Raw genomic sequence first — 25,080 nt, 5'->3', positions numbered from 1 at the left:
TCTCGTCAAGGCTTACTTGCTAGCCTTCACTGTTTCTTTCAGCGTTACTAAAGATTTCTTCGGTCCTGGAACAGCGCCCTTAACCAGAATCAGATTGTTCTCAGCATCAACTCTGACAACCTGAAGATTCTGAACGGTAACCTGCTTGCTGCCCATGTGACCCGGCATTCCCTTACCCTTGAATACCTTACTCGGATCGGAACATGCACCGTTGGAACCCTGATGACGATGGAACTTAGAACCATGAGCCATCGGTCCTCTGTGCTGACCAAATCTCTTGATCGCACCCTGGAAACCTTTTCCCTTAGAAACAGCAGTTGCATCGATCTTATCGCCAGCAGCGAAGATGTCAGCCTTGATCTCGTCCTTTACGGAGTAATCTTCTGCGTTCTCAAAACGGAACTCTCTGATAAATCTCTTATAAGAAACACCAGCCTTGTCGAAGTGTCCCTTTACCGGCTTGCTAACCAGTTTCTCTCTCTTGTCAACAAAACCAACCTGTACGGCCTTGTAGCCATCGTTCTCCATGGTCTTAACCTGCGTTACTACGCACGGACCAGCCTGAAGAACCGTTACCGGAACCAGTACACCGTCTTCGTTGAAGATCTGGGTCATTCCGACTTTGGTAGCTAAGATAGCTTTCTTCATTTCATTTCCTCCTTACAGCGGATTACCTTTTTTTGGCAATCATACTAAAGTCTTATTTCTGCTTCATTTTGATATCGATATAAACACCAGCCGGCATTTCCAGCTTAGACAGTGCATCTACGGTCTTCTGGCTCGGGGTGGTGATATCAATCAGTCTCTTGTGAGTTCTCTGCTCGAACTGCTCTCTAGAATCTTTGTACTTGTGTACCGCTCTCAGAATTGTTACAACCTCTTTCTTGGTCGGTAACGGCACCGGTCCGCTCACCTGTGCTCCTGTTTTCTTTACGGTCTCGATAATTTTTCCGGCAGACTGATCAACCAGCTGGTGATCGTAAGCCTTTAACGTGATTCTCATTACTTGACTTGCCATAAAAAAAGTCGCCTCCTTTTCGCACTTTTCATTCGAAGTACGACAAGCGGTGACTGTACACTTCTCCGTGTGTGTCGCCCTGGACCCACACTGCGTTACTGCATTACTCTATCTCTCGATACTTAATCTCGATCTTAATTACAGCTGTTCAATTTGTACAGTGACTTGTCGTCAGTTTCCTAACTTGACATTCGCTCCGCGGAAAACCTACCTCATCCCTAGGTAGCAACCTCTCGTTTCATCGCTATCATGTCACAGCTTCCCTATAATAGCATGTCTTTTTGGAAATTGCAAGCGGTTTTTTAATTATTTTTATGTTTTTTTATATGTACACGCTTGCCGGGCAACTTCCGCCGGAAAGACGTATATCAAGATTATTATAGGAGAAATCCTGTGATCCTGTTCATTATCTTTTTATGGGGATATTTGGGGGGAATTAGGAATTTATTAAGGGGCGCTCGGTCTGAGTAAAGCCATGCAAACACGCTCTCGCTCCGGGTTCGACGTAACGGTGCATAAGACTGCAAAATACGCAGTCTAAACACCGACGTCTCACACGGGTTTGCACTGTCTTTCTCAACCTCGCGCCCTGCTACGATTACTTACAATAATACAGGGTGAATGTTTTCTTCTCTCTGTGTATAAATATTCGCCCTGCAACAACATTGCTGATGCCTACAAAACACTTATGATTTTACAGTGGCTAGCGCGACGTAGGCAAAAAAGGATGGGCAAACCCGTGTGAAACGCTGGTGCTTAGATCGCGTACTCTGCGATCTTACGCACCACTGCGTTGAACCCGGAGTGAGAACGAGTTTGCACACCTTATTTCGCCGGAGACGCGCCCCATTATATACTAATGCTACTTACACCCGCTTCGCCTTACTCGCTCCAAGCGCTCCACTCTGGCTCTCTCGGCTCGGTGTAATCGCCTCCGCTGACCGTCTCGTCATCTTCCTTCACAAGGATTCCACTGCTGTTCGTCTTATACTTTGTGCCTGCCTTGTCCTTCACCGTCGTATTCTTCACAATCTTTCCCGCGGTATTGACGACATAATTATTATAGCGACTTCCCTGTGGAATCGAGAACACGGTATACTGATCTCCGCTGTCGGCTTTCTGAAGTTTTCCCATATAATATAGAGAATTGTCCTTCACTCCGGTGTATCCCTCTCCGCCCGAAGCGAAATAATAATTCACCTGATCACCAGCCTCATCGAGCGTAAACTTTCCTTTTAAGAGACAGCTCTGACTGCGATCCCCGAAATAATAGGCGGTGTAGGAATCCCCATCACTTCCCGAGTAAACTTTCTGGACACCGTAAACCGGCACTCCTCTCTCATCAAACAGGTAGGTATTGCCTCCGATTTTTGAAAAATCATTTTTCTTGGCACTTCCGCGCTCCGGTCCCGTCTTCGGCACACCCTTACTATTGAAATAAAACCACTCGACATCGTGGTCATATTGTCCCTGAAGATCCTCCGGCGGATTGATCGAGTACCATCCCGTTTTAACCTGACCGTTATCATCCACATAGCGATAATCCGCAATGTTGTCAGAATCTGATCCGGTCACGCAAACCCAGCCGGTCTGCATCGCACCGTACTCGTCAAGACAGTAGTAAGAACCTCCTATTTTCTTCTGGCTGATGTTGTCCTTCTTCTCATCCGGCAAAACTTTCTTTCCCGTGCTTCCAAAATAATACCATTTCTTGCCATCATCCGTCTCCCAAGGTGCCGGACGCTTATAACTGTCCTTCTCATCTTCCGGCGGGTCGAGTTTCTGCCAGCCGGTGAGCATAACACCATTTTCATCAGAATAATATCGGTTATCATCAATCCAGCCGGTCTGCATCACGCCCTTCTCATCAAAATAATACCACTTTCCGTCGATTTTCTCCCACTTGCTCTTTACGCACTTTCCACTCTGATTAAAATAGTAGTAATCGTATCCGGATGCCTTGGAAGAATTTGCAACCTGAAGCCACTTGCCAGAAATTCGAATTCCATTTTCATCCACATAGCTGTTGTCATCATCGACCCAGGAGCTGACTGCCATCTGTCCGTTGCTGTCGAGATAGCGCATCGCTCCGTCTGCGCCCTGACGCCACGCATTTGTCACACGAGTATCGTTTACTCCATAATATACCCAGGTTCCATTTTCCTGCGCCCACCCGGAAGCCCACGCAGGTACTCCAAAACTGATCGATAATGCTGTCGCGAGCATCACCGCAGTCAAATATTTTTCTTTTCTCATACTTTTTCCTCTCACGTTATTTTATCCTTATTATACACGTCCATCTTTGAGTGGTAAATGCAAAACTGTCATTTTCCAGTCAGAATCCCTGCGATTCTCCGTTCCATTCCATATATAAAAAAGAATGTGCCCTGGCACATTCTCGCGCCGAGGCGCGGTTGCTTCGGCAACGATCAACAAGATTGTATAAAGGTGATGTAGCCAAAACAAACAATCAATGCTATAATAAAGCAATCGCAAATTGATAGGCGAACAGATTCTTCTATAATTATATTGACTATATTACTTTATTATATAGAAGTGATGTTTCGGCTTCCGGCAGAATACTCCGATTTAAAAAGCGAATAGAAAACGAATGATTTTACCGCAAGAGAAAATGCGGTTCTCAAAGAAAGGCAGGATATACTATGTGGTTAGCAGATAACTGGAAAGATTATCAGGTAATCGACTGCTCCAGAGGCGAAAAGCTGGAGCGTTGGGGAAATTATCTCCTCGTTCGTCCGGACCCGCAGGTCATCTGGGACACTCCGCGCGAGCACAAGGGTTGGAGACATATGAACGGTCATTATCACCGCAGTGCAAAAGGTGGCGGTGAGTGGGAATTCTTCGATCTTCCGGAGCAGTGGACGATCGGATACCGTGGACTCACCTTCAACTTAAAACCGTTCAGTTTCAAGCACACCGGTCTCTTCCCGGAGCAGGCAGCAAACTGGGATTGGTTTGGTGACAAGATCCGTCAGGCAAATCGCCCGATCAAGGTCTTAAATCTTTTTGCATACACCGGCGGTGCAACCCTCGCAGCTGCAAAGGCTGGCGCTTCCGTCACCCACGTCGACGCTTCCAAGGGAATGGTTGCCTGGGCGAAGGAGAATGCCGTTTCCTCCGGTCTTGCAGACGCTCCGATCCGCTGGCTTGTCGATGACTGCGTGAAATTCGTAGAGCGCGAGATTCGCCGTGGCAATCACTACGACGCGATCATCATGGACCCGCCGTCCTACGGCCGTGGACCGAAGGGTGAGATCTGGAAGATTGAGGACGCTATCCACTCCCTCGTCAAGCTGTGTGCACAGCTTCTCTCCGACGACCCGCTGTTCTTCCTGATCAACTCCTACACAACCGGTCTCGCTCCGGCTGTTCTGACCTACATGATCTCTCTCGAGGTCGTTTCCAAGTACGGCGGTCATGTGGATTCTCAGGAGATCGGTCTCCCGGTAAAAGAAACCGGTCTTGTTCTTCCGTGCGGTGCATCCGGAAGATGGGAGAAATAAATCCCTTTATATAAATATAGTATAAAAAAGAATGTGCCCCGGCAATTTCCTATCATATAAAAAAAGTGGTTCAGGCAACCGTGATGGTTGTCCGAGCCACTTTTCTTTTTTTGTACATCCCGCATTTCATGCAGGCGATTCTTATGATTCTTATGCCTCCGGCTTCTCGATCTGAACGATCGCTGCCTTCTGCATCGGAATACGGCAGTTCTTGTTATTTCCAAACTCTACGATTACCGTATCGTCTGTCATATCGATGATCACACCGTAAAAACCACTGCTTGTCAGAACGGTATCGCCTACTGCTACGGAAGCAATCAGCTCTTCCTGTTTCTTCTTCTCTTTCTGCTGTGGGCGAATTGCCGTAAAATACATCAGAGCACAGAAGAAAATAATATAACCCACCAGAAGCGGCATAGACATTCCTGTTGCCTGTAACATGATACAAACTCCTCCTTATTCTCCCGCTTCCATTCCTGCCAGCTTTTCTGCTTTATAGGCTGCATAGCGGTGCTGTTCGATCGCTTCGCGAATCTCCGTCATCATTGTATTATAAAAGTACAGATTATGCAAGACACATAATCTCATTCCGAGCATTTCTTTCGCCTTGAACAGATGACGAATATACGCTCTGCTGTAAGAACGGCATGCCGGACACTGGCATCCCTCCTCGATCGGACGAGGGTCCAGCTCGTATTTCTGGTTCAGCAGGTTCAGCTTTCCATGGTTCGTATATACATGGCTGTGACGACCATTTCTTGACGGATATACACAGTCAAAGAAATCCACGCCTCTGTCCACTGCCTCCAAAATGTTCGCAGGTGTTCCGACACCCATGAGGTACGTCGGCTTGTTCTGCGGAAGATGAGGAACGGTCACATCGAGGATGTGATACATCTCCTCATGTGTCTCTCCGACTGCAAGTCCACCGATTGCATAGCCGTCAAGATCCATATCTGCGATCGTCTTTGCATGAGCAATTCGGATCTCGTCGATCACACCACCCTGATTGATACCAAACAGGAGCTGTTCTTTGTTGATCGTATCCGGAAGAGAATTCAAGCGAGCCATCTCTTTCTTACAACGCTCAAGCCATCTCGTCGTCCGTTCTACTGAATTCTGAATGTAAGCGCGCTCTGCATGGCTCGGCGGGCACTCATCAAATGCCATCGCGATCGTGGAAGCGAGATTCGACTGAATCTGCATGCTCTCCTCCGGTCCCATGAAGATCTTGTGACCATCGATATGAGACTGGAAGTAAACGCCTTCCTCCTTGATCTTTCTTAAACCTGCAAGGGAGAAAACCTGAAATCCGCCGGAGTCCGTGAGGATCGGGCGATCCCAGTTCATGAACTTGTGCAGACCGCCAAACTGTTTAATCAGCTTGTCGCCAGTGCGCACATGCAGATGGTAGGTATTGGAAAGCTCCACCTGAGTACCGATCTGGCGCAGGTCATCGGTGGAAACTGCGCCTTTGATCGCAGCCACCGTACCCACATTCATAAACAATGGCGTCTGAACGGTTCCGTGGACGGTCTCCACCTCAGCACGCTTTGCGCGACCGTCCGTAGTAATCAGTTTGTATTTCATTTCTTTGCCTTTGCTTTCTTTGCTTGTGCCTTCGCCTCAGCCACCTTCTTGTTCTTCCGAACTGTCAGCTCATACCAGAGGGAACCGGACAGGCATACGGAAGAATAGGTACCGCACACAACGCCAACCATCAGCGGAAGTGCGAACTCACGGATGGAGGAAACTCCCATGATGTAGAGAGCCAGAACCATCACAAATGTGGTCAGAGAAGTGTTGATGCTTCGGGTCAGAGTCTCAGTGATACTTGTGTTGACAACCTCCTCGAGCGTTCTCTTGCCCTGAACTGCCAGATTTTCACGGATACGGTCGAAGATTACGATCGTCGCATTGATCGAGTATCCCACAATCGTCAGAACGCAGGCAATGAACGTAGATCCAACTGACCATCCAAACAGTGCATAGCAGGAGACAACGACAAGAACGTCGTGCATCAGTGCGATAACAGAGCTTGCTGCCAGACGAATATCGCGGAAACGAGCCCAGATGTAGAGAAGCATCAGAACGCCTGCGATTGCGAGTGCAACTGCGGCATCGCGCTTCATCTCCGTGCTGACTGCACCGGAAATGCTCTCTGCCGTGATCTTGCTTCCGTCCACGCCAAACTCATTGACGAGCTCTTCCTCGAGAGCCTGTCTCTGATCGACATTCAGCGTCTTCGTCTTGATGATAACCTCACTTGTTCCTGCAACCTTCTGTGTCTGCACATCGGCATCTCCGGTCACTTTCTCGACAACCGGAACTACCTTTGTGGAAATATCCTCGAGAGACATCTCCTCATTAAAAGTCACGCTCGTGGAAGTACCACCGGTGAAGTCCATGCTGTAATGGAAGAGATGACCCGTCTTGGAATTGTTGATTCCCATGCCAACTCCGCCTGCCAAAAGGATCAGAACAGAGATTGCGAAGACTGCCTTACGGATCTTTAAGACATTGTAAACCTTCTTCGTCGTCTTACTGCCGTAGAGCTTCGGGCTCTGAAGTCCGAGTGCGTAGAAGGCATAGAGAGCTCCTCTCGTCACAACGAGGGCGGTAAACATTGACAGAACGATACCGATTGCCAGAGTCGTTGCAAATCCCTTTACGGTACCAGAACCGCGGAAATACAGTACAACCGCTGCGATCAGCGTCGTCACATTTCCGTCAACGATTGCGGAGAGTGCTTTTGCAAATCCGGCCTTGATCGCATTCTGAACCGAGTGGCCCAGACCGATCTCCTCCTTAATACGCGTAAAGATGATGACATTTGCATCTACTGCCATGCCGACAGACAGGATGATTCCTGCGATTCCCGGCAGGGTCAGAGTCACCTCAAAGGCTGCGAGCAGAAGAACAACAAGTCCCACATACAGGGTCAGAGCAATCACTGCTGACAGACCCGGAAGCAGGTAAACAACAAGCATGAATACAACAAGGATTGCAAATCCGACTGCACCTGCCTTCAGGCTCGTCGAGATTGCTTCCTGTCCCAGCTTTGCACCTACTACGTTGGAACGCAGTTCTTCAAGTTCGAGAGAAAGGGAACCGATACGGATCGTGGATGCCAGGTTCTCAGCTTCCTCATAGGAAGCCATTCCATCGATCTGGCACTGTCCTCCGGTGATTGCCTCGCGGACAACCGGAGCGGAGTAAACCTGTCCATCGTAAATGATCGCGATTCTCTTTCCGACATTTGCTGTCGTTGCATCTGCGAACGTCTTTGTTCCCTCGTCCGTAAATGTCAGGCTTACGACATAACTCTTCTGACCATTTTTCTGATCGATGATTCCTGCCTTTGCAGTTGCCACCTGATCTCCGGTCAAGAGCACATTTCCGCTCTCATCGGTAAAGGTCAGGGAACCCGGCTTTCCGAGTTCTTCCAGAATGGCATTTGCATCGCTCACACCCGGAATATCGATGTTGATTCGATTACTGCCCTCCTGGTAAACCTCAGCCTCGGTGCTGTAATTCTGCACTCTCTGCTGAAGTTTGTAGATGGTATCGGACATCTCCTCGGAAGAAGGATTGTCCTCTACCGCCTGATAGGTGATGCTGACACCACCGGCAAGGTCCAGTCCGAGCTTCACATCTCCAACGGTCTTATAACCGAGAAATCCGAAGCCAACGACTGCCACCAGCAGAATCAGCAGACCAAGCAGGCCCTTTGTCTTGCTGTTCTTCATGTTGTCTCCTTTCCGCCGTCAAAGGATTCTCCTCTCCACGGCGACTGCTCCGACTGACAATTCTTTAGTCCTCGTCAGCGAGTGCAGCTTTAATCATAATCGCACACTCAATTCTCTTCTTCTGCATTTCGCATCCGATGTCATAAGTGTCCGTGATTTTTCCGTGGAAATTGTAGGAGTTTGCTGCACATCCGCCACTGCAATAGAAGCGAGCGAAGCAATCCCGACATTTTTCCTTTGCATATACGTTACAGAGCTTGAACTCGTCGCGAATGTCCTCGCGAACGATTCCGGTATCCACATTTCCCATGAGGAACTTCTCGTTGCCTACAAACTGGTGGCACGGATAGAAATCTCCCCACGGAGTGACTGCAAGGTACTCGGTTCCTGAACCACAACCGGAGAGGCGCTTTGCCACACACGGTCCCTGAGACAGATCAATCATAAAGTGGAAGAAGTTGAATCCTTTTCCCTCTTTCTTGCGCTTTAAATACTCTACTGCCAGACGATCGTACTCCTCAAGAATCTGCGGGAGATCCTCCTCGCGGATTGAGTACGGCTCTTCCGGTGCTGCGACAACCGGCTCCATAGAGAGCTGTTCAAATCCGAGATCAGCATAGTGCTTTACATCCTCGCTGAAATCAAGGTTGTTGCGGGTAAAGGTTCCGCGCACATAGTAATCTCTGTCCTCACGGCTCTTTGCAAATTTCTGGAACTTCGGAACGATGATGTCGTAACTGCTTCCGTGACCGTTTCTTGTCGGACGCATGCGATCGTTGACTTCTTTTCGTCCGTCCAGACTCAGAACAACGTTTGCCATCTCACGGTTGCAGAACTCCATGATCTCATCGTTTAAGAGTACACCGTTTGTTGTCAGAGTGAAACGGAATTTCTTGTTGTGTGCCTCCTCCTGGGAACGACCGTACTCAACAAGCTGTTTGACCACGTTCCAGTTCATGAGCGGTTCTCCGCCAAAGAAATCGACCTCCAGATTTCTGCGGTTTCCGGAGTTCGCGATCAGGAAATCCAGAGCCTTTTTGCCGACCTCAAAGCTCATCAGAGCACGACGACCGTGGTACTCGCCCTCCTCCGCAAAGCAATAACGGCATGCCAGATTACAGTCATGCGCGATATGCAGGCACAGCGCCTTTACGACGGTCTTTCTCTTCTTGAAATCGGTCACATAGTTGTGATAAATGTCCTTTGTATACAGTTCCTCTGCGTCGATCAGCTCCTGAACCTCACTCAGAGCCTCCTCAACATCTGCCTCCGGATATGCCTCAGACAGCTTCTGCTTTGCCTCTGCACGAGCCTCTGCCGGAATCGGCATTGCGGACTCAATCTCGCCCATTGCCGGCTCAAGCATGGCAATCGCATCATAAACCACATCGTCCACAACATGAACCGATCCGCTGGCAATGTCCATCACGATGTTGTAACCATTATTTTTATACTGATGAATCACTTATATTCTCCTTACTATTCTGAACGGCACGCAAAAGACCCCTATCATCATACATCAATAGGGGTCTTTCTCATCCGCCTTATCGCGTTGTGACACCTGAAACTTCAGGCAGTCTTATCTGTTTGCGTTCTCGCAAGCCTGGTTGCCTACGGTGCAGGAAGTCTTACATGCAGACTGGCAGGAAGTCTGGCACTCTCCACATCCGCCCTTCTTCATGGACTCCTTCAGGGTCTTATTGGTTAAAGTCTTAACGTGCTTCATATCTCTCGCCTCCTATATTCGTTCAAGTATTGCAATTCTATCAGATTATATCATATCTGCCCGAGGCGTGCAAGTGTAAAGTTGCGGTGAGGTTATTCTCTTATACGCTCCTCATGACGAAAGAAGTCCTGCTGAAGTCCTGCAAACCTGGTGATGCTTTGTCTAGGGTCAGGTATTTCTCCATACGCTCCTCATGGCGAAAAAGATCCTGCAAACTCGCTCTCGCTCCGGGTTCGACGCAACGGTGCATAAGGTCGCAAAGTACGCGACCTAAACACCGGCGTCTCACACGGGTTTGCAGGATCTTTTTCGCCCTCGTCGCTAAGATAATACTGATAAAAACAATATACCATGAAAAAAATTACAAACATAATAAAATGAATCTATTACTTAAATAACATTTTTTGAGCAATCTGGTAAACGAGCCAGCCACAGACCATTCCGATTGTGTTTGTCATAATATCATCGACCTGAAAAAATCCTCTCTGTGTCACAAGCTGAGTACATTCAATCATTAAACTGCTGAAAAATCCAATTATTGTACATACAAGCATTTGGTGGGAAATCCTCATTTTACCAAGACCTCGCCAAATTTGAGGAAGGAGGAATCCATATGGCATAAAAAGAAGGACATTTTCTACAACAAAAGCATTTGCCATCGGACCACCAAAAGTTTCAAACAGTTCCAGGCTGACCTTTGTTCTCGATCCAGCCTCGCGCTCAAGAAGAGTGATCTGAACGAGCATCATCAGATACATTGCCATACACGCTTTCCAAAAAAGCTGTCGTTTCGTTTCCTGGTTTAACATTCCTCTTCTCTTAACAATCGACCGCCTGAGACTATAATAAATCAGCGCCAAAACAGCCGTTACAGGAAGAAAACACGCCTGCTCCAGAATATCTTTCCAAACATACTTCCACATGTTTTCCACCTTGCCTTTCATATCCATTTTTCCTATTGCTTCATCCGACTAGCGGTTTCACAAAAAGAATGTGCCTTGGCATATTCCTATGCCCTGCCAACATTTCCCGAAAACTGTAACTCATCCTATCATACCAGCCAGCGGAACGCAAGAAAAAAGAAGACATTTCTGTAATCCATGCTATAATGTTGTTGCTGTACAAAAATCCATTATAGTTTGTGCAAGGCATGATCGATAACGTCTTGTTGCTGTATATGGATAAAAAGAAAGGACTTTGATTTTCATGACAACAAATAAAAAAAGAACTTTAACATTCTCGGAATTCCGATTCTGGATTCCTGCCCTCATCATGGCTGGACTTATCTTTTTCTTTTCCAGTCAACCGGGTGAAGATTCTTCTAAACTGAGCGGATCTCTTCTTCACGAGATTTTGCTTGCGATCTCTCGCTTTTTCCCGAGTGATCCGAATGCAGAACCGAATCTCTTATTGCTTGCCCGCTTAGAATTCCTTCTACGAAAAACCGCCCATGTGACCGAGTACACGATCCTCTATCTGACCGTTCTCTTCGGTCTCTCCCCGCGCAAACTGCCACGAAAGAGATGGGCGCTGACAGCATTTCTGATCACAGTCTGCTATGCCTGCACCGATGAATTTCACCAGTACTTCGTCCCGGACCGCTCCGCGAGAGTCACCGATGTCATGATCGACAGCATCGGCTCATCGATTGTTACACTCTCACTGATCGCCAGTACTCTTTTTAAGAAAAATGCCTGATTATGCGTAGCAGGGCGACGTAAGACGAAAATGATCCTGCAAACCCGTGTGAAACGTCGGTGTTTAGGTCGCGTACTTTGCGACCTTACGCACCGTTGCGTTGAACCCGGAGCGAAAGCATGTTTGCAGGACTTATTTCGTCGTCGGAGCCCCTTAATATCAATCCTACTCACAAAAAAACAGGGCGGGAGATTCGCATAAATCGAATCTCCCGCCCCATTTTATATGATTTCTTTTGTTCGCCTATCTCATTCCCGGCTATTTGCAATTCTAAAATAAATTCAAATTAATCTACCAGCTTATCAAGCTCTTTTACATGCTCGGTCTCGTTGGAAGTCTTGTGGTTTGCCTTGGAAGCGTACTGGTTGACTGCAACCTGAGACTTCTTGATCGGCTGCATCGTACCTGCACCTGCCACACATCCACCCGGACATGCCATACCCTCAAGCAGATAGCCGTTGTACTTTCCAGCACTTGCCATCGTCAACAGCTTTCGGCAATCCTTCAGGCCCTCTGCATTTGCGATCTTGATCTCTCTATCCGGGAACTTCTCCTTGATGACATTGACAACAGACTGTGCAACACCACCTGCAACTGCGAAGTTACGTCCATCGGTCGAAGCATCGTTGACACCGTTCGGATCTTCCTCGATCGTCTCGAGATCTACATGCTTTGCATCAAAGACGCCAGCCATCTCCTCAAAGGTCAGAACGAAGTCCACATCGCTTCGAATATCGGTACGCATTGCCTCAAGCTTCTTTGCTGCGCACGGTCCAATGAAGACTACCTTTGCATTCTCATTATGACGCTTGATCAGTCTTGCCGTCAGAGTCATCGGAGTCAATGCCATCGAGATGCTGTTTGCATTCTTCGGGAAGAGCTTCTTTGCCATCATTGACCATGCCGGGCAGCAGGAAGTTGCCATGAATGGCAGTTTCTCCGGAACTTCATTTACAAAGTCAATTGCCTCCTGAGTTGCGCACAGATCCGCTCCGATTGCAACCTCAAATACATCCGTAAATCCGAGTGCCTTCATTGCTGCACGCAGTTTTCCCGGAGTTACCTTCGGTCCAAACTGACCTACGAATGCCGGCGCAACCGCTGCATAAACCCGCTCACCAGACTGAATTGCACGGATAACCTGGAAGATCTGGGACTTGTCCGCAATTGCTCCAAACGGGCAGTTTACAAGACACTGACCACAGGATACGCACTTCTCATAATTGATATCTGCCTTGCCATTTGCATCAGATCCGATTGCATCCATTCCACAGGCAGCGGCACACGGACGCTCCTGAACGATGATTGCATTGTAAGAGCAGACGGTTGCACAGCGACCACACTTGATGCAGGCATCCTGATCAATGTGGGAACGACCGGTTGTGCGGTCAAGGCTGACTGCATTCTTCGGACATACCTCTACACACGGATGTGCCAGACATCCCTGACATCCCTCTGTCACCGTCACACGCTTCGGTGCACAAGCATTACATGCAAACTTGATGACATTGATCAGTGGCGGGGTGTAGTAAGTCTCCGGACGGTCAGCTGCCTCAATGTTGTCAGAAATCGGTGCATGCTCTGCTGCGCCTCTTGCCGGAAGACCCATTGCCAGACGAAGACGCTCTCCAACGATTGCTCTCTCCAGAAATACATCATTTCGGAAGTTTCCTACCTCACCCGGAATGATCTTGTACGGCAGTTCCTCAATGCGCTTGTCTACCGGCCATTCGGTATGATAAGCCATGCGGGCTACCTCTCTGAATATTCTATGACGGATTTCCTGGATTCGTGTCTCGACTCCTCTCATTCTCTTCTCTCTCCTCCTGATAATTGACCCTGTTCGTAACTGTTCAATACCTTCACAGTTACTCATGTTTATTTTTTAACGATTATTTTTCTCATTTGTATTATATCAGTGGAAAGTAAAAAATCAAACAGTAAATGACAATTTTTCTCATTGTTCTCAAAAATACACATCAGAGAACAGCTGAATTAGAATACATACTGGTTTAAACGCTCAAATGCCTTCTCAATCTGGCTCTTCGGGGATGCTAAATTCATGCGGATACTGCAAGAACCGTGGAATGGACGTCCATCCTGCCATGCAACACCGACATCCCAGCCAGCCCGGAGCAGTTCATCAAGGCTCTTCTGGTGCTTCTCACACCACTTCGTACAGTCGAGAAACAGCATGTAAGTTCCCTGCGGTTTAGACACCTCCACGCCGTCGAAATGATCCCAAATATAGTCACACGCATAATTGACATTCTCGGACAATACCTCACACAGTTCATCGACCCACTCATATCCCTCCGGGCGATAAGCTCCAATCAGGGCATACATACTCATCAGATTCATCTCATTATAATGGCACTTACTGCTCTGTGCCAGAACACGATCTCTCAGATAGTCGTTATAAATGATGTGATAGGAACCAATCAGGCCTGCAAGGTTAAATGTTTTCGATGGCGCATAGAGTGCAATCGTTCGATTTCTCGCATCCTCGCTGACCGACTGGGTTGGCGTATGTTTACTTCCATTAATCATGAGATCTGACCAAATTTCATCGGAAATTACGATGCAGGAATTGCGCTTGTACACTTCCATTGCCTTCTCAATCTCCTCTTTTTCCCACACACGACCACACGGATTATGTGGATTGCAGAAAACTGCCAGATGAATTCGATTCTTCTGAATCTTCGTCTCCATATCCTCATAATCCATCCGCCAGACTCCATTCTCATCTTTCTTTAACGGAGAGAGAATAATCTTACGTCCTGAATTCTCAATACATCTTGTAAATCCGATATAAGTCGGGCTGTGGAGCAGAATCGCATCCCCCGGTGCACTGAATGCTGAGACCGCAGAGATCAGTCCGCCGAGCACACCGTTTTCATATCCGATGTGTTTCTTCTCAAGTCCCTTCACTCCATTTCGCGTTTCCTGCCACTTGATAATCGAAGAAAAATACTCCTCTCTCGGATCAAAATATCCAAATGCCGGATGACCTGCCCGCTCAATCATCTCCTGCTGAACAGTCGGAACTGTCGCAAAGTTCATATCTGCCACCCACATAGGGATCGCATCAAAGCCCTCCTTCGGCGCCCCCGGAGCCCCCTCTTTTCCAAGCAAATCCACTGCAATCGCATCTTTTCCATGCCGATCCATCACGGTCATAAAATCGTATTTCATCGTCTTTTCTCCTCCTTCGCCACGAGTACCCCAACCCCAATTAATATCCTCACCAAAGAGGACATCTATTCTGAGTTATATATTTTTTTATCATTCCATTATACGTTATCACATCTCCTCCACGAAATCCAGCCGAATATACACACAATAAATACGCCTTAATTCCAAGCAAATATAAGTACAATAAACCTGCGCTGTAATGGTTATTCTCACAGATATAAAAATCCCATATGACACAATAATGGGAACAGATTTTGCCAATTTAAAATGCAAAGTATCAACAAACTCCACTTCCATTTATACAACACATGAGCTTAGCGCCGTAAGGTGAGAAAGATCGTGTCAACCCCGTGTGAGACGCTGGTGTTTAGATCGCGTATTTTGCGATCTTACGCACCACTGCGTCGAACTCGGAGCGAGAGCGCGGTTGCACGACTTTACTCACCGTCGGCGCCCCGCATATACACATATACACACAATCCATACAAATAAAACTAAATTAAAAAAGCAGGAAAAGCCCTCAGACTTTTCCTGCCATAATTCTTACTTTTATTACGTTTCTTATTACTTTACCTTTTACTTTACAGCCTTAATCCAATGCTCGCAGAGCGTATAAAATAAAAGCACCAGCATCCGATCGGATTTACAATCTTACAGATACTTCTTCAGAGCCTCTACCTTATCCAGTCTCTCCCACGGCAGATCAACATCGGTTCTTCCGAAATGGCCATAAGCTGCGGTCTGGCGGTAAATCGGGCGACGAAGGTCGAGCATCTTGATGATTCCTGCCGGACGCAGATCAAAGTTCTCACGAACGATCTCAACCAGCTTCTCATCGCTGAGCTTTCCGGTTCCGAAGGTATCTACGCGAACAGACATCGGATGTGCAACACCGATTGCATATGCAAGCTGGATCTCGCACTTGTCAGCCAGTCCTGCTGCAACAAGGTTCTTTGCTGCATAACGAGCTGCGTATGCTGCGGAACGGTCTACCTTTGTGCAGTCCTTTCCAGAGAATGCGCCACCGCCGTGACGAGCATATCCACCGTAGGTGTCTACGATGATCTTACGTCCGGTCAGACCGCTGTCTCCGTGAGGTCCACCGATTACGAAACGGCCGGTCGGATTTACATAGTACTTCGTGTTCTCGTCTACCATTCCGGACGGAAGAACTACATCGAATACATACTTACGGATATCCTCATGGATCTGCTCCTGGGTTACATTCTCATCATGCTGGGTAGAAAGAACAACGGTATCCAGACGGATCGGCTTGCCGTTCTCATCGTACTCTACGGTTACCTGAGTCTTTCCATCCGGACGAAGATACGGAAGAGTTCCGTTCTTGCGAACCTCGGTCAGACGTCTTGCGAGCTTGTGAGCCAGAGCGATCGGGTACGGCATGTACTCCTCAGTCTCGTTAGAAGCATAACCGAACATCATACCCTGATCTCCTGCACCGATTGCATCGAGGGCATCATCATCCATTGCATTTTCCTTTGCCTCAAGTGCCTTGTCAACACCGAGAGCGATATCGGAAGACTGCTCGTCAAGTGCAACCATAACGCCACAGGTATCGCAGTCAAAACCATATTTTGCACGGTCGTATCCGATCTCACGAATCGTCTCACGAACAATTTTCTGAATATCGACATATGCATTTGTGGTAACCTCTCCCATTACCATGACAAGACCGGTCGTACAGCAAGTCTCACATGCTACACGGCTCATCGGGTCCTTCTCCATCAGAGCATCCAGAATCGCATCTGAAATCGCATCGCACATTTTGTCCGGATGGCCTTCGGTTACAGACTCAGATGTAAACAGTAACTTTTCCATGAAAATCCTCCTACGTTAAAATATTAAACTTTGTTGAAAACAAAAGAAAAGTCCGTAGCAATCATACTGCGGACTTGATATTCTTTGCACATCAAATCCTCTTATTGCTCGATTTCTCGCTCAGGTTGGCACCTTCCCAACGCTCCTGCCTGATCGCACCGCTTGGAGGTTCAGACATTTCATTCGGGGTTGCCGTGACTTCATAGATCCTTTGTATCTCCATCACTCTGAATAAGGGATTACGCACTTTTCGATTGTTATTTAGATTGTTCCGTGAATAATACTAGCAGATTCCCATATCACTGTCAAGGATAATCTTTCGCAGTTTCGACCTTTGAAAATCAATACGGTCACAATTCACAAGAACCTCCCGGTTACCGTTCATGCATCGCACAAACGGCAACCGATTTTTTCTTATTTTTCTTAGGAACGGGTTCCGATCAGGTAGTTGATGAACTGCTGAGCGGTACGTCCGGAAATTCCGCCGTGGCTTAACTCCCACTTGTTTGCCTCTGCACACAGCTCCTCGTCGCTGATTGTCAGTCCTGCCTTCTTTGCAAGTCCGATGACAATTCCGAAGTACTCCTTCTGGGTCGGCTTTGAGTAGTTGATCGTCACACCGAAACGATTTACGAGGGACAGCTTCTCCTCCATCGTATCGGAACGATGCATGCCGTTGTCGCTCTCCACGTCATCGCGGTCGCTCCAGTTCTCCTTGATCAGATGACGACGGTTCGAGGTTGCATAGATCAGGATGTTGTCCGGACGAGTCTCCACACCACCCTCGATGACAGCCTTGAGGAACTTATACTCCACCTCAAACTCCTCGAAAGACAGATCGTCCATATAGATGATGAAACGGTAGTTGCGGTTCTTGATCTGTGCGATCACGGAGGACAGGTCGCGGAACTGATGCTTGTAGATCTCGATCATGCGCAGACCCTGACCATAGAACTCATTGACAATCGCCTTGACACTCGTGGACTTTCCGGTTCCGCTGTCACCGAACAGAAGCACGTTGTTTGCCTTCTTACCCTCAACGAAGGCGAGCGTATTGTCGACAAGTTTCTTCTTCTGGATCTCATAACCGATCAGATCGTCAAGCATAACGGTATCCATGTTGTTGATTGCACAGAACTTCGCCACTCCGCTCTCATCCGACTGGATTCGGAATGCCTTGTTCAGACCGAACATGCCGACACCGTAGTCCTTGTAAAATCCGGTCACTGCATCAAAAAACATATCCTCGTTCTGCGCCTGCTCGAGCTTCTCGCTGAGTGCCTGAACCTTCTCGCTGACGTTCTTGTTGTACATCAGATCTTTCTTGCCGATCGCCTTATAATTGGAAATGCGGGAGAAACAGTCGACTCCGAGATACTCCTCAAGCGGTCCGAAATCATAGGCAAACAGATCCATAAATGCGCGGAAATCGCCCTTTGCGAATGCATTGACGCTTCCATCGCTTGCTCCTACCTTCTCACAGGTAATGCTGAACGGATTTTCATTCGTGATCAGCAGAAATGTCAAATAGTTGTGCCACAGATTCTTGTCAAATCCATAATCCGTCGCAACCTGAAGCAGATGTTTCATCTGGGTAAATACGCGGGTCACAAGCTCCTCTTTCGTCTGGCTCTTGTCATCCATCTTTCTCGTGATATCCGCAAGCTCCATCAGAATGGAATCCTTCGGCATATCTCCGTAAATCAGCAGTCTGGAAACAATTTTGTACATTTCTCTCTCCTCCGTCCCTGTCTCTACTCACTTTTTTCGCTAGAAACTTTTAACAGTTTAGCACATCTACGCGCAAAAGAAAAGAAGCAGAATAGCTTTCACTATCCTGCTCAGTATGGGGAACAATAAATTGATAATGGCTTGTTAATAAATAACTGCGTTTTTTATGCTGCAAGGAACTGCTTGATGTCACTGCGAAGATCCTCACAATGGTCTGCGTAAACCTTTAAGTTCACGATGTGGTTGAATCCCAGATTCATGATTCCCAGAAGAGATTTTGCATCCACAACAATGCTTCCGCGACTCAGATCCATGTTGTACGGATACTTCTCTACTTTGCTGATAAAATCAAGAACATCGTTCGGATTCTTAAAGGTTACGTTCATTTCGCTCATGATAAACTCATTCTCCTTTTTGGTTTTCTTATCTGACAGTCTAACCAGATTTTTTCGTTCTATTCGTCTTCCTCACTCGGATTGTCATTCTGGTTGATTTTTCATTCTGTGCATATTCTATACATTGTTTATTCATCGCGGAAAGTGCTTTCATCAGATCCGATCCAGCTCTTTTATCCTTTTTCTGGACTTTGCATCCTGCTCATCTGGAATTCGGTATCTCTCTGATCTCTCCTTACCGTCTATGGATATTCTATCACGCTAAAATATTCTGGAAAGAGGAAATTTCTTAAAAAGGAGTAACTATTTAAGATTTTTCGTCAATTTATGTCAGAAAATGTCGCCAAAAACACCTGATTTTCCCATTTGTAACCGCTTCCAAATCAATTTTTTCCTCCTCCGCCCCCATTTGGATAAAATTCAGGAGGAAAATTTTCATTTCCACACAAACAAAAACGTGATCAAACAGCTCTAAGAAGAGAAGTTCTTCCGGAATTCTGCTGGAAGGACTCCGACCTCCTCCTTAAACACCTTGCTCATGTATTTCGGGTCGGAATACCCCACCATGTCCGCAATCTGGTTCAGCTTGAGCTTTGAATGAAGAAGCAGTTCCTTAATCTTTTCAATTCGATAACGTCGAACCGTCTCGGTAAACGACATTCCGGTTTCCTTCTTGAACTGACTGCTCAGATACTCGTCTGAGACTTTCAGCTTCTGCGCGAGCTCCTCGAGCGTGATTCCCTGGCTGTAATACTCCTCAATCAGAAGTCTTGCTCGGTGAACGAGGTCGCTGACCGTCTCACTCTTCTCCGCCACTGCCGTCTTCTCATAGAGCTGTTCCATGATTGCGCGAATTTCATTCCATGTCACTGCCTGCGTGATCGAGCCGACGATCTCCTGCGCCGAGCCAAGTCCCGCTGTCCTCCCGAGCGTCTTTGCAAGGTTCAGGATTGCCATGCTGAAACGGATACAGGCCTCACGGATCTCATTCGGGTGACAGCTTCCATTTCGGTACATGCGGATGAACTGTTCCAGCGCCTCCAAGAATCCCTCCTGATTGCGCTCTGTGATCATCTTGCGCATCTTCTCCTCCACCTCAAGCGGATATTTGAGCGGAACCGGATGCATCTGGCGAAGATTTTCCCTCGTCAGAAGCGTTCCCCTCGGAAAACTCAAGTTCCATTCCCGGTCGGTAATCAGCTCTTCATAGGCCTCCTGAAGCCCTGCCATCCCTTCACTCTGCGTCCAGAGAAAGACCGGAATCGGGCTGAGTGCCCGACAGATCGCCGGAATCAGCATTTCGACATACCTCTTCTGAATCTTTTCCCTATTCTGACAATGATAGAGAATGACGAGAATCTGATGCTGACGCACCGACTCAATGATTGTACTCGAGTAGTCGGCAACCCGCCCCGTGTACGTCTCCACAATCTGTCTGACCTTTGACACCTGACGGTCATAATTCGTCCCCATCCAGATGGAGAAGACCTCGAGAGGGTCTTTGATGTCAAGCCCGTACTCCCGCAGAGTCAGTTTGTTGAGCTCCTCATCGACCGGCACTTCCGCCAGCATACAGCCCTTAAAAATCTGGGGAAGCGAGAGGAATTTTTCCTGCATATTCTCGATTCCTCTCTCCTTTTCCAGCGCATTTCGGATGTTCCAGAGCGTCTCCCGAAGCTCCTGAATCTTGATCGGCTTGAGCAGGTAATTGTCAATGTTCATGCCGATTGCCCGCTTCGCATAGTCAAAATCCGAATACGCAGTCAGAACAACAGCCCGCCCCGTATATCCGTCCTTTCGGAGATGCTCGAGCATATCAAGCCCATTCATCTCCGGCATCTCAATATCCATAATCACGAGATCCGGCTCCGTCTTCTGCACAAGATGCAGTCCCTCAAGTCCGTTTCCCGCTGTCCCAACAAGCTCATATTCCGGGTCCAGCTTTTTGATAATCTTCGCCAGACCGTTGCGGATTGAGCTCTCATCTTCCACTACTGCAATCTTCATCTGTTTTTTCCTCCCCCCGGATTGCTTTCACAAACAGATGCACTGTCGTTCCGATATCCGGACGACTCTCAAAATAACAAGTTGCATCTTCCCCATAATACAACTCGAGTCGTTTTCTCACATTGTAAATCCCGACATGCCCCTCCATCCGTTTCGTCGGATCGTTGAGAATCCGAAGCGTCTCCTTCGGGATTCCCTTTCCATTGTCCCGGATCATGATATAAATCTGATCCTCAATCCGTCGAATTCGGATCGTCAGACGGCACACCCCTTCCTTCTGATACCCGCCATGCTTGATCGCATTCTCCACAAACGGCTGAAGAAGCATCTTGTGAATCTGACATCCTTTCAACTCCTCCGGGACATCCGTCTCCACCTCGAGCGGTTGCTCGATTCGCTCTTTCTGAAGCATCGTGTACTGGCTCAGCCAGTAGAGTTCCTGCCCAATCGACACAAGTCCTCCCGGATTCCGAATCGAGTAGCGCAAAATATCCGCGAGTGCGCAGACCATTCCGCTGATCTCGTACTCATCGCGCTCAATCGCCTTCCAGTTGATCGTATCGAGCGTGTTGTAGAGAAAATGCGGGTCAATCTGTGCCTCCATCGCGGAGAGCTCAGCATTTCGCTGTTCTTCCGCCGAGGTCTTTAGCTTCTCAATCAGATCTCCGGTCTTCTCCACCATCTTATTAAATCCACTGACAATCATGACCACCTCACGTGGAAGTTTGCCATTGCTGGGAACGCGAACAGAGAAATCTCCCTTCTCGACATCGATCATCGCCGACTCAATCTGTTTGACCTGAAGAAAGATCGGCTTAAAGATCAGGTAAACCGCGATACTTCCCTCAATCAGAAATCCGAGCGTCATCACCATCATCAGCGTTGTCTGATGGCTGATCAGTCGCGAAAACTCTCTCATCGAATAGTAATCGTAGAGTCTCCAGCCTGTCACCGCATTGTCTGTGCTCAGGACACTGATTCCGGACGTCGAAATCTCTGAGATTTTTTTTCCGATCTCCTCCCGATTCTCCGACGCAATAATCTGATCTCCCTCGCAGATATAAAGTCTTGACTCAGGCTTCGATGGAATCGCCTCCCAGAGCACTTCCTGATCAAAACTCAGAATCACGGTTCCCAAATCGCGGTGGATATCCCGGTAATCAACAATCTTGCGTGCAATCTGAAGCAGATGTCCACTTCCATCTTCACTCTGGTCAAGGCTCACGCCACCGTGAAAATGAACTCCGCCGTCCATATCCGGCTTCACCAGATGCCCCGCCCATGTGCTGTCCATCGAAGAGGCACTGACGCGGTCATAGAAATACTTTTGTCCGCCCGCCGTCACAAGCGTCACGCCCTCCACTTCCTCATTTCGGTTGCACAGGCGTTTTAACTGACGGCGAATCTGATTACTGTTTGCATCAAGCACATCCCTCTTATTGTTGATCTGCTGTACGAGAACGACGAGATCCTCATCGGTACAGAAATCGGAGAGCACACTGTCATAGCGCTCCATCATCATGTTGAGCATCTGATCCGCCGTCTCAATCTCCCTCTGCATCTCCGTCTCAACGTTCGACTTTAAAATCTCCCCGATTCTCGCCTGCATCACAAAAATCAGAATCAACAGGGGAAGAACAATGGTGATAGTCTCTGCCATCACCAGTGAACTGCGAAGTGATCGATTATTCCCCCTCATGATATTCCTCCCTGATCTGAGCAATTCGATCTGCCAGTTTCTTCCAGGAATCCTGTGGTTCCTTCTGCAAAATTGTCTGATTCACCGTCTCTGCAAGCGCGATTGAGATCGCCGGCCAGTACTCGACCCTCTCCCTGATTCTCGCATGCTTGAGACCATACAGATCCTTTCTTCTCTCCGGATTCTTCTCCATCTGCCACTCGAGTACATCCCGGCGCGGTGCCAAATATCCGGCAGATTCCAGGTACGATTTCATCTGCTCCGGCTGTGAGAGAAAACGGACAAAGTCAACTGCCTTCTCCCGGTTCTTTTGATCCGGCACAAGAAGAACCTCTCCGCCAATCACACTCGTCCGATCCGTCGCACCCGGAATCCGGATCTGTCCATAGCGCAGCTGAGGATTCTGCTTAAAATAATACTCCATCTTTCCGGATGCCGCAAAAATCATCGCGATATTTCCCTTGCTGAACTGGCGCGCCACATCCGACATTGTCATATTCGCCGTGCTTCGGCTGACTGCCCCACTCTGCACAAGTTCTCTCAAAAACTGATAGGCCTGCTCTCCCTCCGGGGTATTCAAGTTCTTCATATCCGCCCCAAATCCCCAGATGATCGGCAGAAAGCTGTATGTCGTCTCCTCACTGATCAGCCCGGCAAACCCACATCCATAAATCTGTCCACTCGTCATCGTCTTTGCGGCACTCAAAAACTCCTCAAATGTCTCCGGAGGCTTCACACCGGAACGCTGTAAAATTCCCTTGTTGTAATAGAGCGTCAGACAGTTTAAACCTAACGGAAATCCGATCATTGTGCCATCCTCCGCCTCACACAGCTCCACAGCCTGATCGAGATACTCGTCCCAGTCGATGACCTCCGACAGATCCACAAGCGGACTCATCCGCTCAAAATACCGGATATCACTGCAATCCGCGAGAATCAGATCCGGAACTTTCCCATCCTCACTTGCAAGTGCAAGTGTCTTTCTGAAATCCTCATCCGGCACATACTCCGGATCAATGATCACCTCATCCTGGGACGCATTGTACTCATCCGCAAGCTGGGTCAGCTTCTGGCGCATCGCCGGAATGTCCCAGTAATGCCAGAGAACCAGCCGTGTCTTCGCCTTTGGCACGACTTCCTCCTCACCGCCACAGGAAGTGAGCATCGCACCGACGACAAGAAGCATCAACGCGCCAAAAAGCCTTCTGCCAAATCGTTTTCCCATCCGCTTTCCGTGCTGTATCTGCTTTCCGTGCTGTATCTGCTTCCCGTGCTGTATCTGCTCTCTGCTCTGTGCCCGCTTACTGCTCTGTATTCTGATGCATTCTCTCATGTTCTGCGCCGATCTCCTCATAAAGATGATAAAAGCTCCATCCGACGTTGCTCTCCGTCACAATCGCTTTTAAATCGATCTTCTGGACTTTTGCACGGCGCATTCCAAGAAGCAGTTCATCGAGTCGGCTTCCCGAAAAATTGTGCATGACGAGAACTTCCTGATCGATCGCTCCCACAGCTGAATCCGTCTGCACCTTGCCATCTTCTGTCTGAAATCCCTCAAGACCGAGAAGAGATCCGATCGTCTCGCCAAACTGCTCCTCGCTCACATTGCGAATCCGGATTCCCATCCGCACAAGTACACCCTTCAACTTTGTCGCATTCTTGTTTCCCGCAGGGGAATAATACAGAACCGTCTCTCTACTGCCTCTCGTCACTGCCATCTCTTTCCTCCAACACTCTTCCCAAATTTATTTGTTGCCCCATACATCCACTCACCGGTTCTGCAAAAATCACACGAAGCCGACGAGTCATTGCTCTTTTTATGGTAACACAAAAAGCCTGAAATTTCCATCAGGAAACTCCAGACTCTTCAAAAACGACCCGGATGGGGTTCGAACCCACGACCTCCGCCGTGACAGGGCGGCGCTCTAACCAGCTGAGCCACCAGGCCAGATTATAAAATTGTTTGTTTGCGGTTGCAATGGACCTTCGGGGACTCGAACCCAGGACCGACCGGTTATGAGCCGGTTGCTCTAACCAACTGAGCTAAAGGTCCGCACTCTTTGGCATTGCCAAGTGACCCCAACGAGATTTGAACTCGTGTTACCGCCGTGAAAGGGCGATGTCTTAACCGCTTGACCATGGGGCCGAAATTTCTGGTCTCCATGGACCTAGCTCCCCGAGTAGGACTTGAACCTACGACAGCGCGGTTAACAGCCGCGTGCTCTACCGACTGAGCTATCGAGGAATACTCTGTATTGCTCTTTGTTGCTGTGTTGTCGTGAACAACGAGGTTATTATATGATAGATTATTTATTTTGTCAACACTTTTTTCAAAGTTTTTTTTTATTTTTTAAAAAAGTGGTTCTATACTGAATGTTGGGGTGTGTTGAAAAACATACTTCCAACATTCTTTTTGTTGTAATAAAATACATCTATAAGAAGCCTCCCAAATCATTTTACCGACCAAAGTTTAATGTTACGGAGGTGACCCCTTATAGA

20 protein-coding genes, 4 tRNA genes and 1 riboswitch are annotated in these 25,080 nt (G+C 48.0%); of the genes, 2 read left to right on the top strand and 22 right to left on the bottom strand.

What is annotated here, in order from left to right:
- Positions 1-12 precede the first annotated feature (12 nt).
- The 3 genes from rplC to ACR0QT_RS11825 all read right to left on the bottom strand — a co-directional run bounded on the left by rplC (position 13) and on the right by ACR0QT_RS11825 (position 3,274).
- A complete protein-coding gene (rplC, locus tag ACR0QT_RS11835; RefSeq protein WP_177978815.1) occupies positions 13-648 on the bottom strand; it encodes a 50S ribosomal protein L3 in 636 nt (211 codons plus the stop codon).
- Between the two features lie 52 nt (positions 649-700).
- Positions 701-1,018: a 30S ribosomal protein S10 gene (gene rpsJ, locus ACR0QT_RS11830; protein WP_118533463.1), complete on the bottom strand. Its 318-nt coding sequence runs from the start codon at positions 1,016-1,018 to the stop codon at positions 701-703.
- Positions 1,019-1,900: 882 nt separating this feature from the next.
- Positions 1,901-3,274: a cell wall-binding protein gene (locus tag ACR0QT_RS11825; RefSeq protein WP_432630958.1), complete on the bottom strand. Its 1,374-nt coding sequence runs from the start codon at positions 3,272-3,274 to the stop codon at positions 1,901-1,903.
- Between the two features lie 407 nt (positions 3,275-3,681).
- On the opposite strand from ACR0QT_RS11825, the gene ACR0QT_RS11820 reads away from it, so the two are divergent.
- Positions 3,682-4,542, top strand: coding sequence for a class I SAM-dependent methyltransferase (locus tag ACR0QT_RS11820; RefSeq protein WP_432626857.1), 861 nt, complete (start codon positions 3,682-3,684; stop codon positions 4,540-4,542).
- Between the two features lie 150 nt (positions 4,543-4,692).
- Here ACR0QT_RS11820 and yajC read toward each other — a convergent pair whose 3' ends face one another.
- The 6 genes from yajC to ACR0QT_RS11790 form a co-directional block, all read right to left on the bottom strand.
- Positions 4,693-4,965, bottom strand: coding sequence for a preprotein translocase subunit YajC (yajC, locus tag ACR0QT_RS11815; RefSeq protein ID WP_177978860.1), 273 nt, complete (start codon positions 4,963-4,965; stop codon positions 4,693-4,695).
- 33 nt (positions 4,966-4,998) lie between these two features.
- Positions 4,999-6,132, bottom strand: a complete 1,134-nt coding sequence (tgt, locus tag ACR0QT_RS11810) for a tRNA guanosine(34) transglycosylase Tgt (RefSeq protein ID WP_432630957.1) — start codon at positions 6,130-6,132, stop codon at positions 4,999-5,001.
- The gene (gene secD, locus ACR0QT_RS11805; RefSeq protein ID WP_432630955.1) at positions 6,129-8,291 is read right to left on the bottom strand and encodes a protein translocase subunit SecD; all 2,163 of its coding nucleotides are present in this window, start codon (positions 8,289-8,291) and stop codon (positions 6,129-6,131) included. Before secD ends, tgt begins: the two co-directional genes overlap by 4 nt.
- A 64-nt stretch (positions 8,292-8,355) precedes the next feature.
- Positions 8,356-9,756, bottom strand: a complete 1,401-nt coding sequence (gene scfB, locus ACR0QT_RS11800) for a thioether cross-link-forming SCIFF peptide maturase (RefSeq protein ID WP_432630954.1) — start codon at positions 9,754-9,756, stop codon at positions 8,356-8,358.
- Between the two features lie 114 nt (positions 9,757-9,870).
- Positions 9,871-10,017, bottom strand: a complete 147-nt coding sequence (gene scfA, locus ACR0QT_RS11795; protein WP_177978829.1) for a six-cysteine ranthipeptide SCIFF — start codon at positions 10,015-10,017, stop codon at positions 9,871-9,873.
- A 386-nt stretch (positions 10,018-10,403) separates the two neighbouring features.
- On the bottom strand, positions 10,404-10,961 hold the full coding sequence (locus tag ACR0QT_RS11790) for a VanZ family protein (protein ID WP_432630952.1): 558 nt from the start codon (positions 10,959-10,961) through the stop codon (positions 10,404-10,406).
- Positions 10,962-11,223: 262 nt separating this feature from the next.
- On the opposite strand from ACR0QT_RS11790, the gene ACR0QT_RS11785 reads away from it, so the two are divergent.
- Positions 11,224-11,715: a VanZ family protein gene (locus ACR0QT_RS11785; RefSeq protein WP_432630950.1), complete on the top strand. Its 492-nt coding sequence runs from the start codon at positions 11,224-11,226 to the stop codon at positions 11,713-11,715.
- A 286-nt stretch (positions 11,716-12,001) separates the two neighbouring features.
- Here ACR0QT_RS11785 and ACR0QT_RS11780 read toward each other — a convergent pair whose 3' ends face one another.
- The 13 genes from ACR0QT_RS11780 to ACR0QT_RS11720 form a co-directional block, all read right to left on the bottom strand.
- A complete protein-coding gene (locus ACR0QT_RS11780) occupies positions 12,002-13,525 on the bottom strand; it encodes a 4Fe-4S dicluster domain-containing protein (protein WP_308451359.1) in 1,524 nt (507 codons plus the stop codon).
- 185 nt (positions 13,526-13,710) lie between these two features.
- Positions 13,711-14,910 (bottom strand): MalY/PatB family protein, encoded by a 1,200-nt coding sequence (locus ACR0QT_RS11775; RefSeq protein WP_432630949.1) that lies wholly within the window; start codon positions 14,908-14,910, stop codon positions 13,711-13,713.
- Between the two features lie 651 nt (positions 14,911-15,561).
- Positions 15,562-16,749: a methionine adenosyltransferase gene (gene metK / locus ACR0QT_RS11770; protein WP_432630948.1), complete on the bottom strand. Its 1,188-nt coding sequence runs from the start codon at positions 16,747-16,749 to the stop codon at positions 15,562-15,564.
- A gap of 98 nt (positions 16,750-16,847) precedes the next feature.
- Positions 16,848-16,987: riboswitch (SAM riboswitch) on the bottom strand.
- 185 nt (positions 16,988-17,172) lie between these two features.
- The gene (locus tag ACR0QT_RS11765) at positions 17,173-18,480 is read right to left on the bottom strand and encodes an ATP-binding protein (protein WP_432630947.1); all 1,308 of its coding nucleotides are present in this window, start codon (positions 18,478-18,480) and stop codon (positions 17,173-17,175) included.
- Between the two features lie 164 nt (positions 18,481-18,644).
- Positions 18,645-18,875, bottom strand: a complete 231-nt coding sequence (locus tag ACR0QT_RS11760) for an HPr family phosphocarrier protein (RefSeq protein WP_432630946.1) — start codon at positions 18,873-18,875, stop codon at positions 18,645-18,647.
- 471 nt (positions 18,876-19,346) lie between these two features.
- The gene (locus ACR0QT_RS11755) at positions 19,347-20,882 is read right to left on the bottom strand and encodes a response regulator transcription factor (protein ID WP_432630945.1); all 1,536 of its coding nucleotides are present in this window, start codon (positions 20,880-20,882) and stop codon (positions 19,347-19,349) included.
- Positions 20,857-22,581, bottom strand: coding sequence for a cache domain-containing sensor histidine kinase (locus ACR0QT_RS11750; protein ID WP_432630944.1), 1,725 nt, complete (start codon positions 22,579-22,581; stop codon positions 20,857-20,859). The genes ACR0QT_RS11755 and ACR0QT_RS11750 overlap by 26 nt, the downstream gene beginning before the upstream one ends.
- The gene (locus tag ACR0QT_RS11745; protein WP_432630943.1) at positions 22,568-23,914 is read right to left on the bottom strand and encodes an ABC transporter substrate-binding protein; all 1,347 of its coding nucleotides are present in this window, start codon (positions 23,912-23,914) and stop codon (positions 22,568-22,570) included. The genes ACR0QT_RS11750 and ACR0QT_RS11745 overlap by 14 nt, the downstream gene beginning before the upstream one ends.
- Positions 23,883-24,299: a DUF3783 domain-containing protein gene (locus tag ACR0QT_RS11740; protein ID WP_432630942.1), complete on the bottom strand. Its 417-nt coding sequence runs from the start codon at positions 24,297-24,299 to the stop codon at positions 23,883-23,885. The genes ACR0QT_RS11745 and ACR0QT_RS11740 overlap by 32 nt, the downstream gene beginning before the upstream one ends.
- A gap of 156 nt (positions 24,300-24,455) precedes the next feature.
- Positions 24,456-24,529, bottom strand: a tRNA-Asp gene (locus ACR0QT_RS11735).
- 31 nt (positions 24,530-24,560) lie between these two features.
- Positions 24,561-24,634 (bottom strand) — tRNA-Ile (locus ACR0QT_RS11730).
- 21 nt (positions 24,635-24,655) lie between these two features.
- Positions 24,656-24,727: transfer RNA gene (locus ACR0QT_RS11725), tRNA-Glu, on the bottom strand.
- 26 nt (positions 24,728-24,753) lie between these two features.
- A tRNA-Asn gene (locus ACR0QT_RS11720) sits at positions 24,754-24,826 on the bottom strand.
- Positions 24,827-25,080: the final 254 nt, after the last annotated feature.

This window comes from Brotaphodocola sp. (assembly GCF_050873365.1).
GTDB lineage: Bacteria > Bacillota > Clostridia > Lachnospirales > Lachnospiraceae > Brotaphodocola.
This window is presented reverse-complemented; position numbering and strand designations above follow the sequence as displayed.

What these genes read in the sequence shown, in the direction of transcription:
- rplC (WP_177978815.1), bottom strand. Translation starts at nt 648, where the DNA reads ATGAAGAAAGCTATCTTAGCTACCAAAGTCGGAATGACCCAGATCTTC.
- rpsJ (WP_118533463.1), bottom strand. Translation starts at nt 1,018, where the DNA reads ATGGCAAGTCAAGTAATGAGAATCACGTTAAAGGCTTACGATCACCAG.
- ACR0QT_RS11825 (WP_432630958.1), bottom strand. Translation starts at nt 3,274, where the DNA reads ATGAGAAAAGAAAAATATTTGACTGCGGTGATGCTCGCGACAGCATTA.
- ACR0QT_RS11820 (WP_432626857.1), top strand. Translation starts at nt 3,682, where the DNA reads ATGTGGTTAGCAGATAACTGGAAAGATTATCAGGTAATCGACTGCTCC.
- yajC (WP_177978860.1), bottom strand. Translation starts at nt 4,965, where the DNA reads ATGTCTATGCCGCTTCTGGTGGGTTATATTATTTTCTTCTGTGCTCTG.
- tgt (WP_432630957.1), bottom strand. Translation starts at nt 6,132, where the DNA reads ATGAAATACAAACTGATTACTACGGACGGTCGCGCAAAGCGTGCTGAG.
- secD (WP_432630955.1), bottom strand. Translation starts at nt 8,291, where the DNA reads ATGAAGAACAGCAAGACAAAGGGCCTGCTTGGTCTGCTGATTCTGCTG.
- scfA (WP_177978829.1), bottom strand. Translation starts at nt 10,017, where the DNA reads ATGAAGCACGTTAAGACTTTAACCAATAAGACCCTGAAGGAGTCCATG.
- ACR0QT_RS11790 (WP_432630952.1), bottom strand. Translation starts at nt 10,961, where the DNA reads ATGAAAGGCAAGGTGGAAAACATGTGGAAGTATGTTTGGAAAGATATT.
- ACR0QT_RS11785 (WP_432630950.1), top strand. Translation starts at nt 11,224, where the DNA reads ATGACAACAAATAAAAAAAGAACTTTAACATTCTCGGAATTCCGATTC.
- ACR0QT_RS11780 (WP_308451359.1), bottom strand. Translation starts at nt 13,525, where the DNA reads ATGAGAGGAGTCGAGACACGAATCCAGGAAATCCGTCATAGAATATTC.
- ACR0QT_RS11775 (WP_432630949.1), bottom strand. Translation starts at nt 14,910, where the DNA reads ATGAAATACGATTTTATGACCGTGATGGATCGGCATGGAAAAGATGCG.
- metK (WP_432630948.1), bottom strand. Translation starts at nt 16,749, where the DNA reads ATGGAAAAGTTACTGTTTACATCTGAGTCTGTAACCGAAGGCCATCCG.
- ACR0QT_RS11765 (WP_432630947.1), bottom strand. Translation starts at nt 18,480, where the DNA reads ATGTACAAAATTGTTTCCAGACTGCTGATTTACGGAGATATGCCGAAG.
- ACR0QT_RS11760 (WP_432630946.1), bottom strand. Translation starts at nt 18,875, where the DNA reads ATGAGCGAAATGAACGTAACCTTTAAGAATCCGAACGATGTTCTTGAT.
- ACR0QT_RS11755 (WP_432630945.1), bottom strand. Translation starts at nt 20,882, where the DNA reads ATGAAGATTGCAGTAGTGGAAGATGAGAGCTCAATCCGCAACGGTCTG.
- ACR0QT_RS11750 (WP_432630944.1), bottom strand. Translation starts at nt 22,581, where the DNA reads ATGAGGGGGAATAATCGATCACTTCGCAGTTCACTGGTGATGGCAGAG.
- ACR0QT_RS11745 (WP_432630943.1), bottom strand. Translation starts at nt 23,914, where the DNA reads ATGAGAGAATGCATCAGAATACAGAGCAGTAAGCGGGCACAGAGCAGA.
- ACR0QT_RS11740 (WP_432630942.1), bottom strand. Translation starts at nt 24,299, where the DNA reads ATGGCAGTGACGAGAGGCAGTAGAGAGACGGTTCTGTATTATTCCCCT.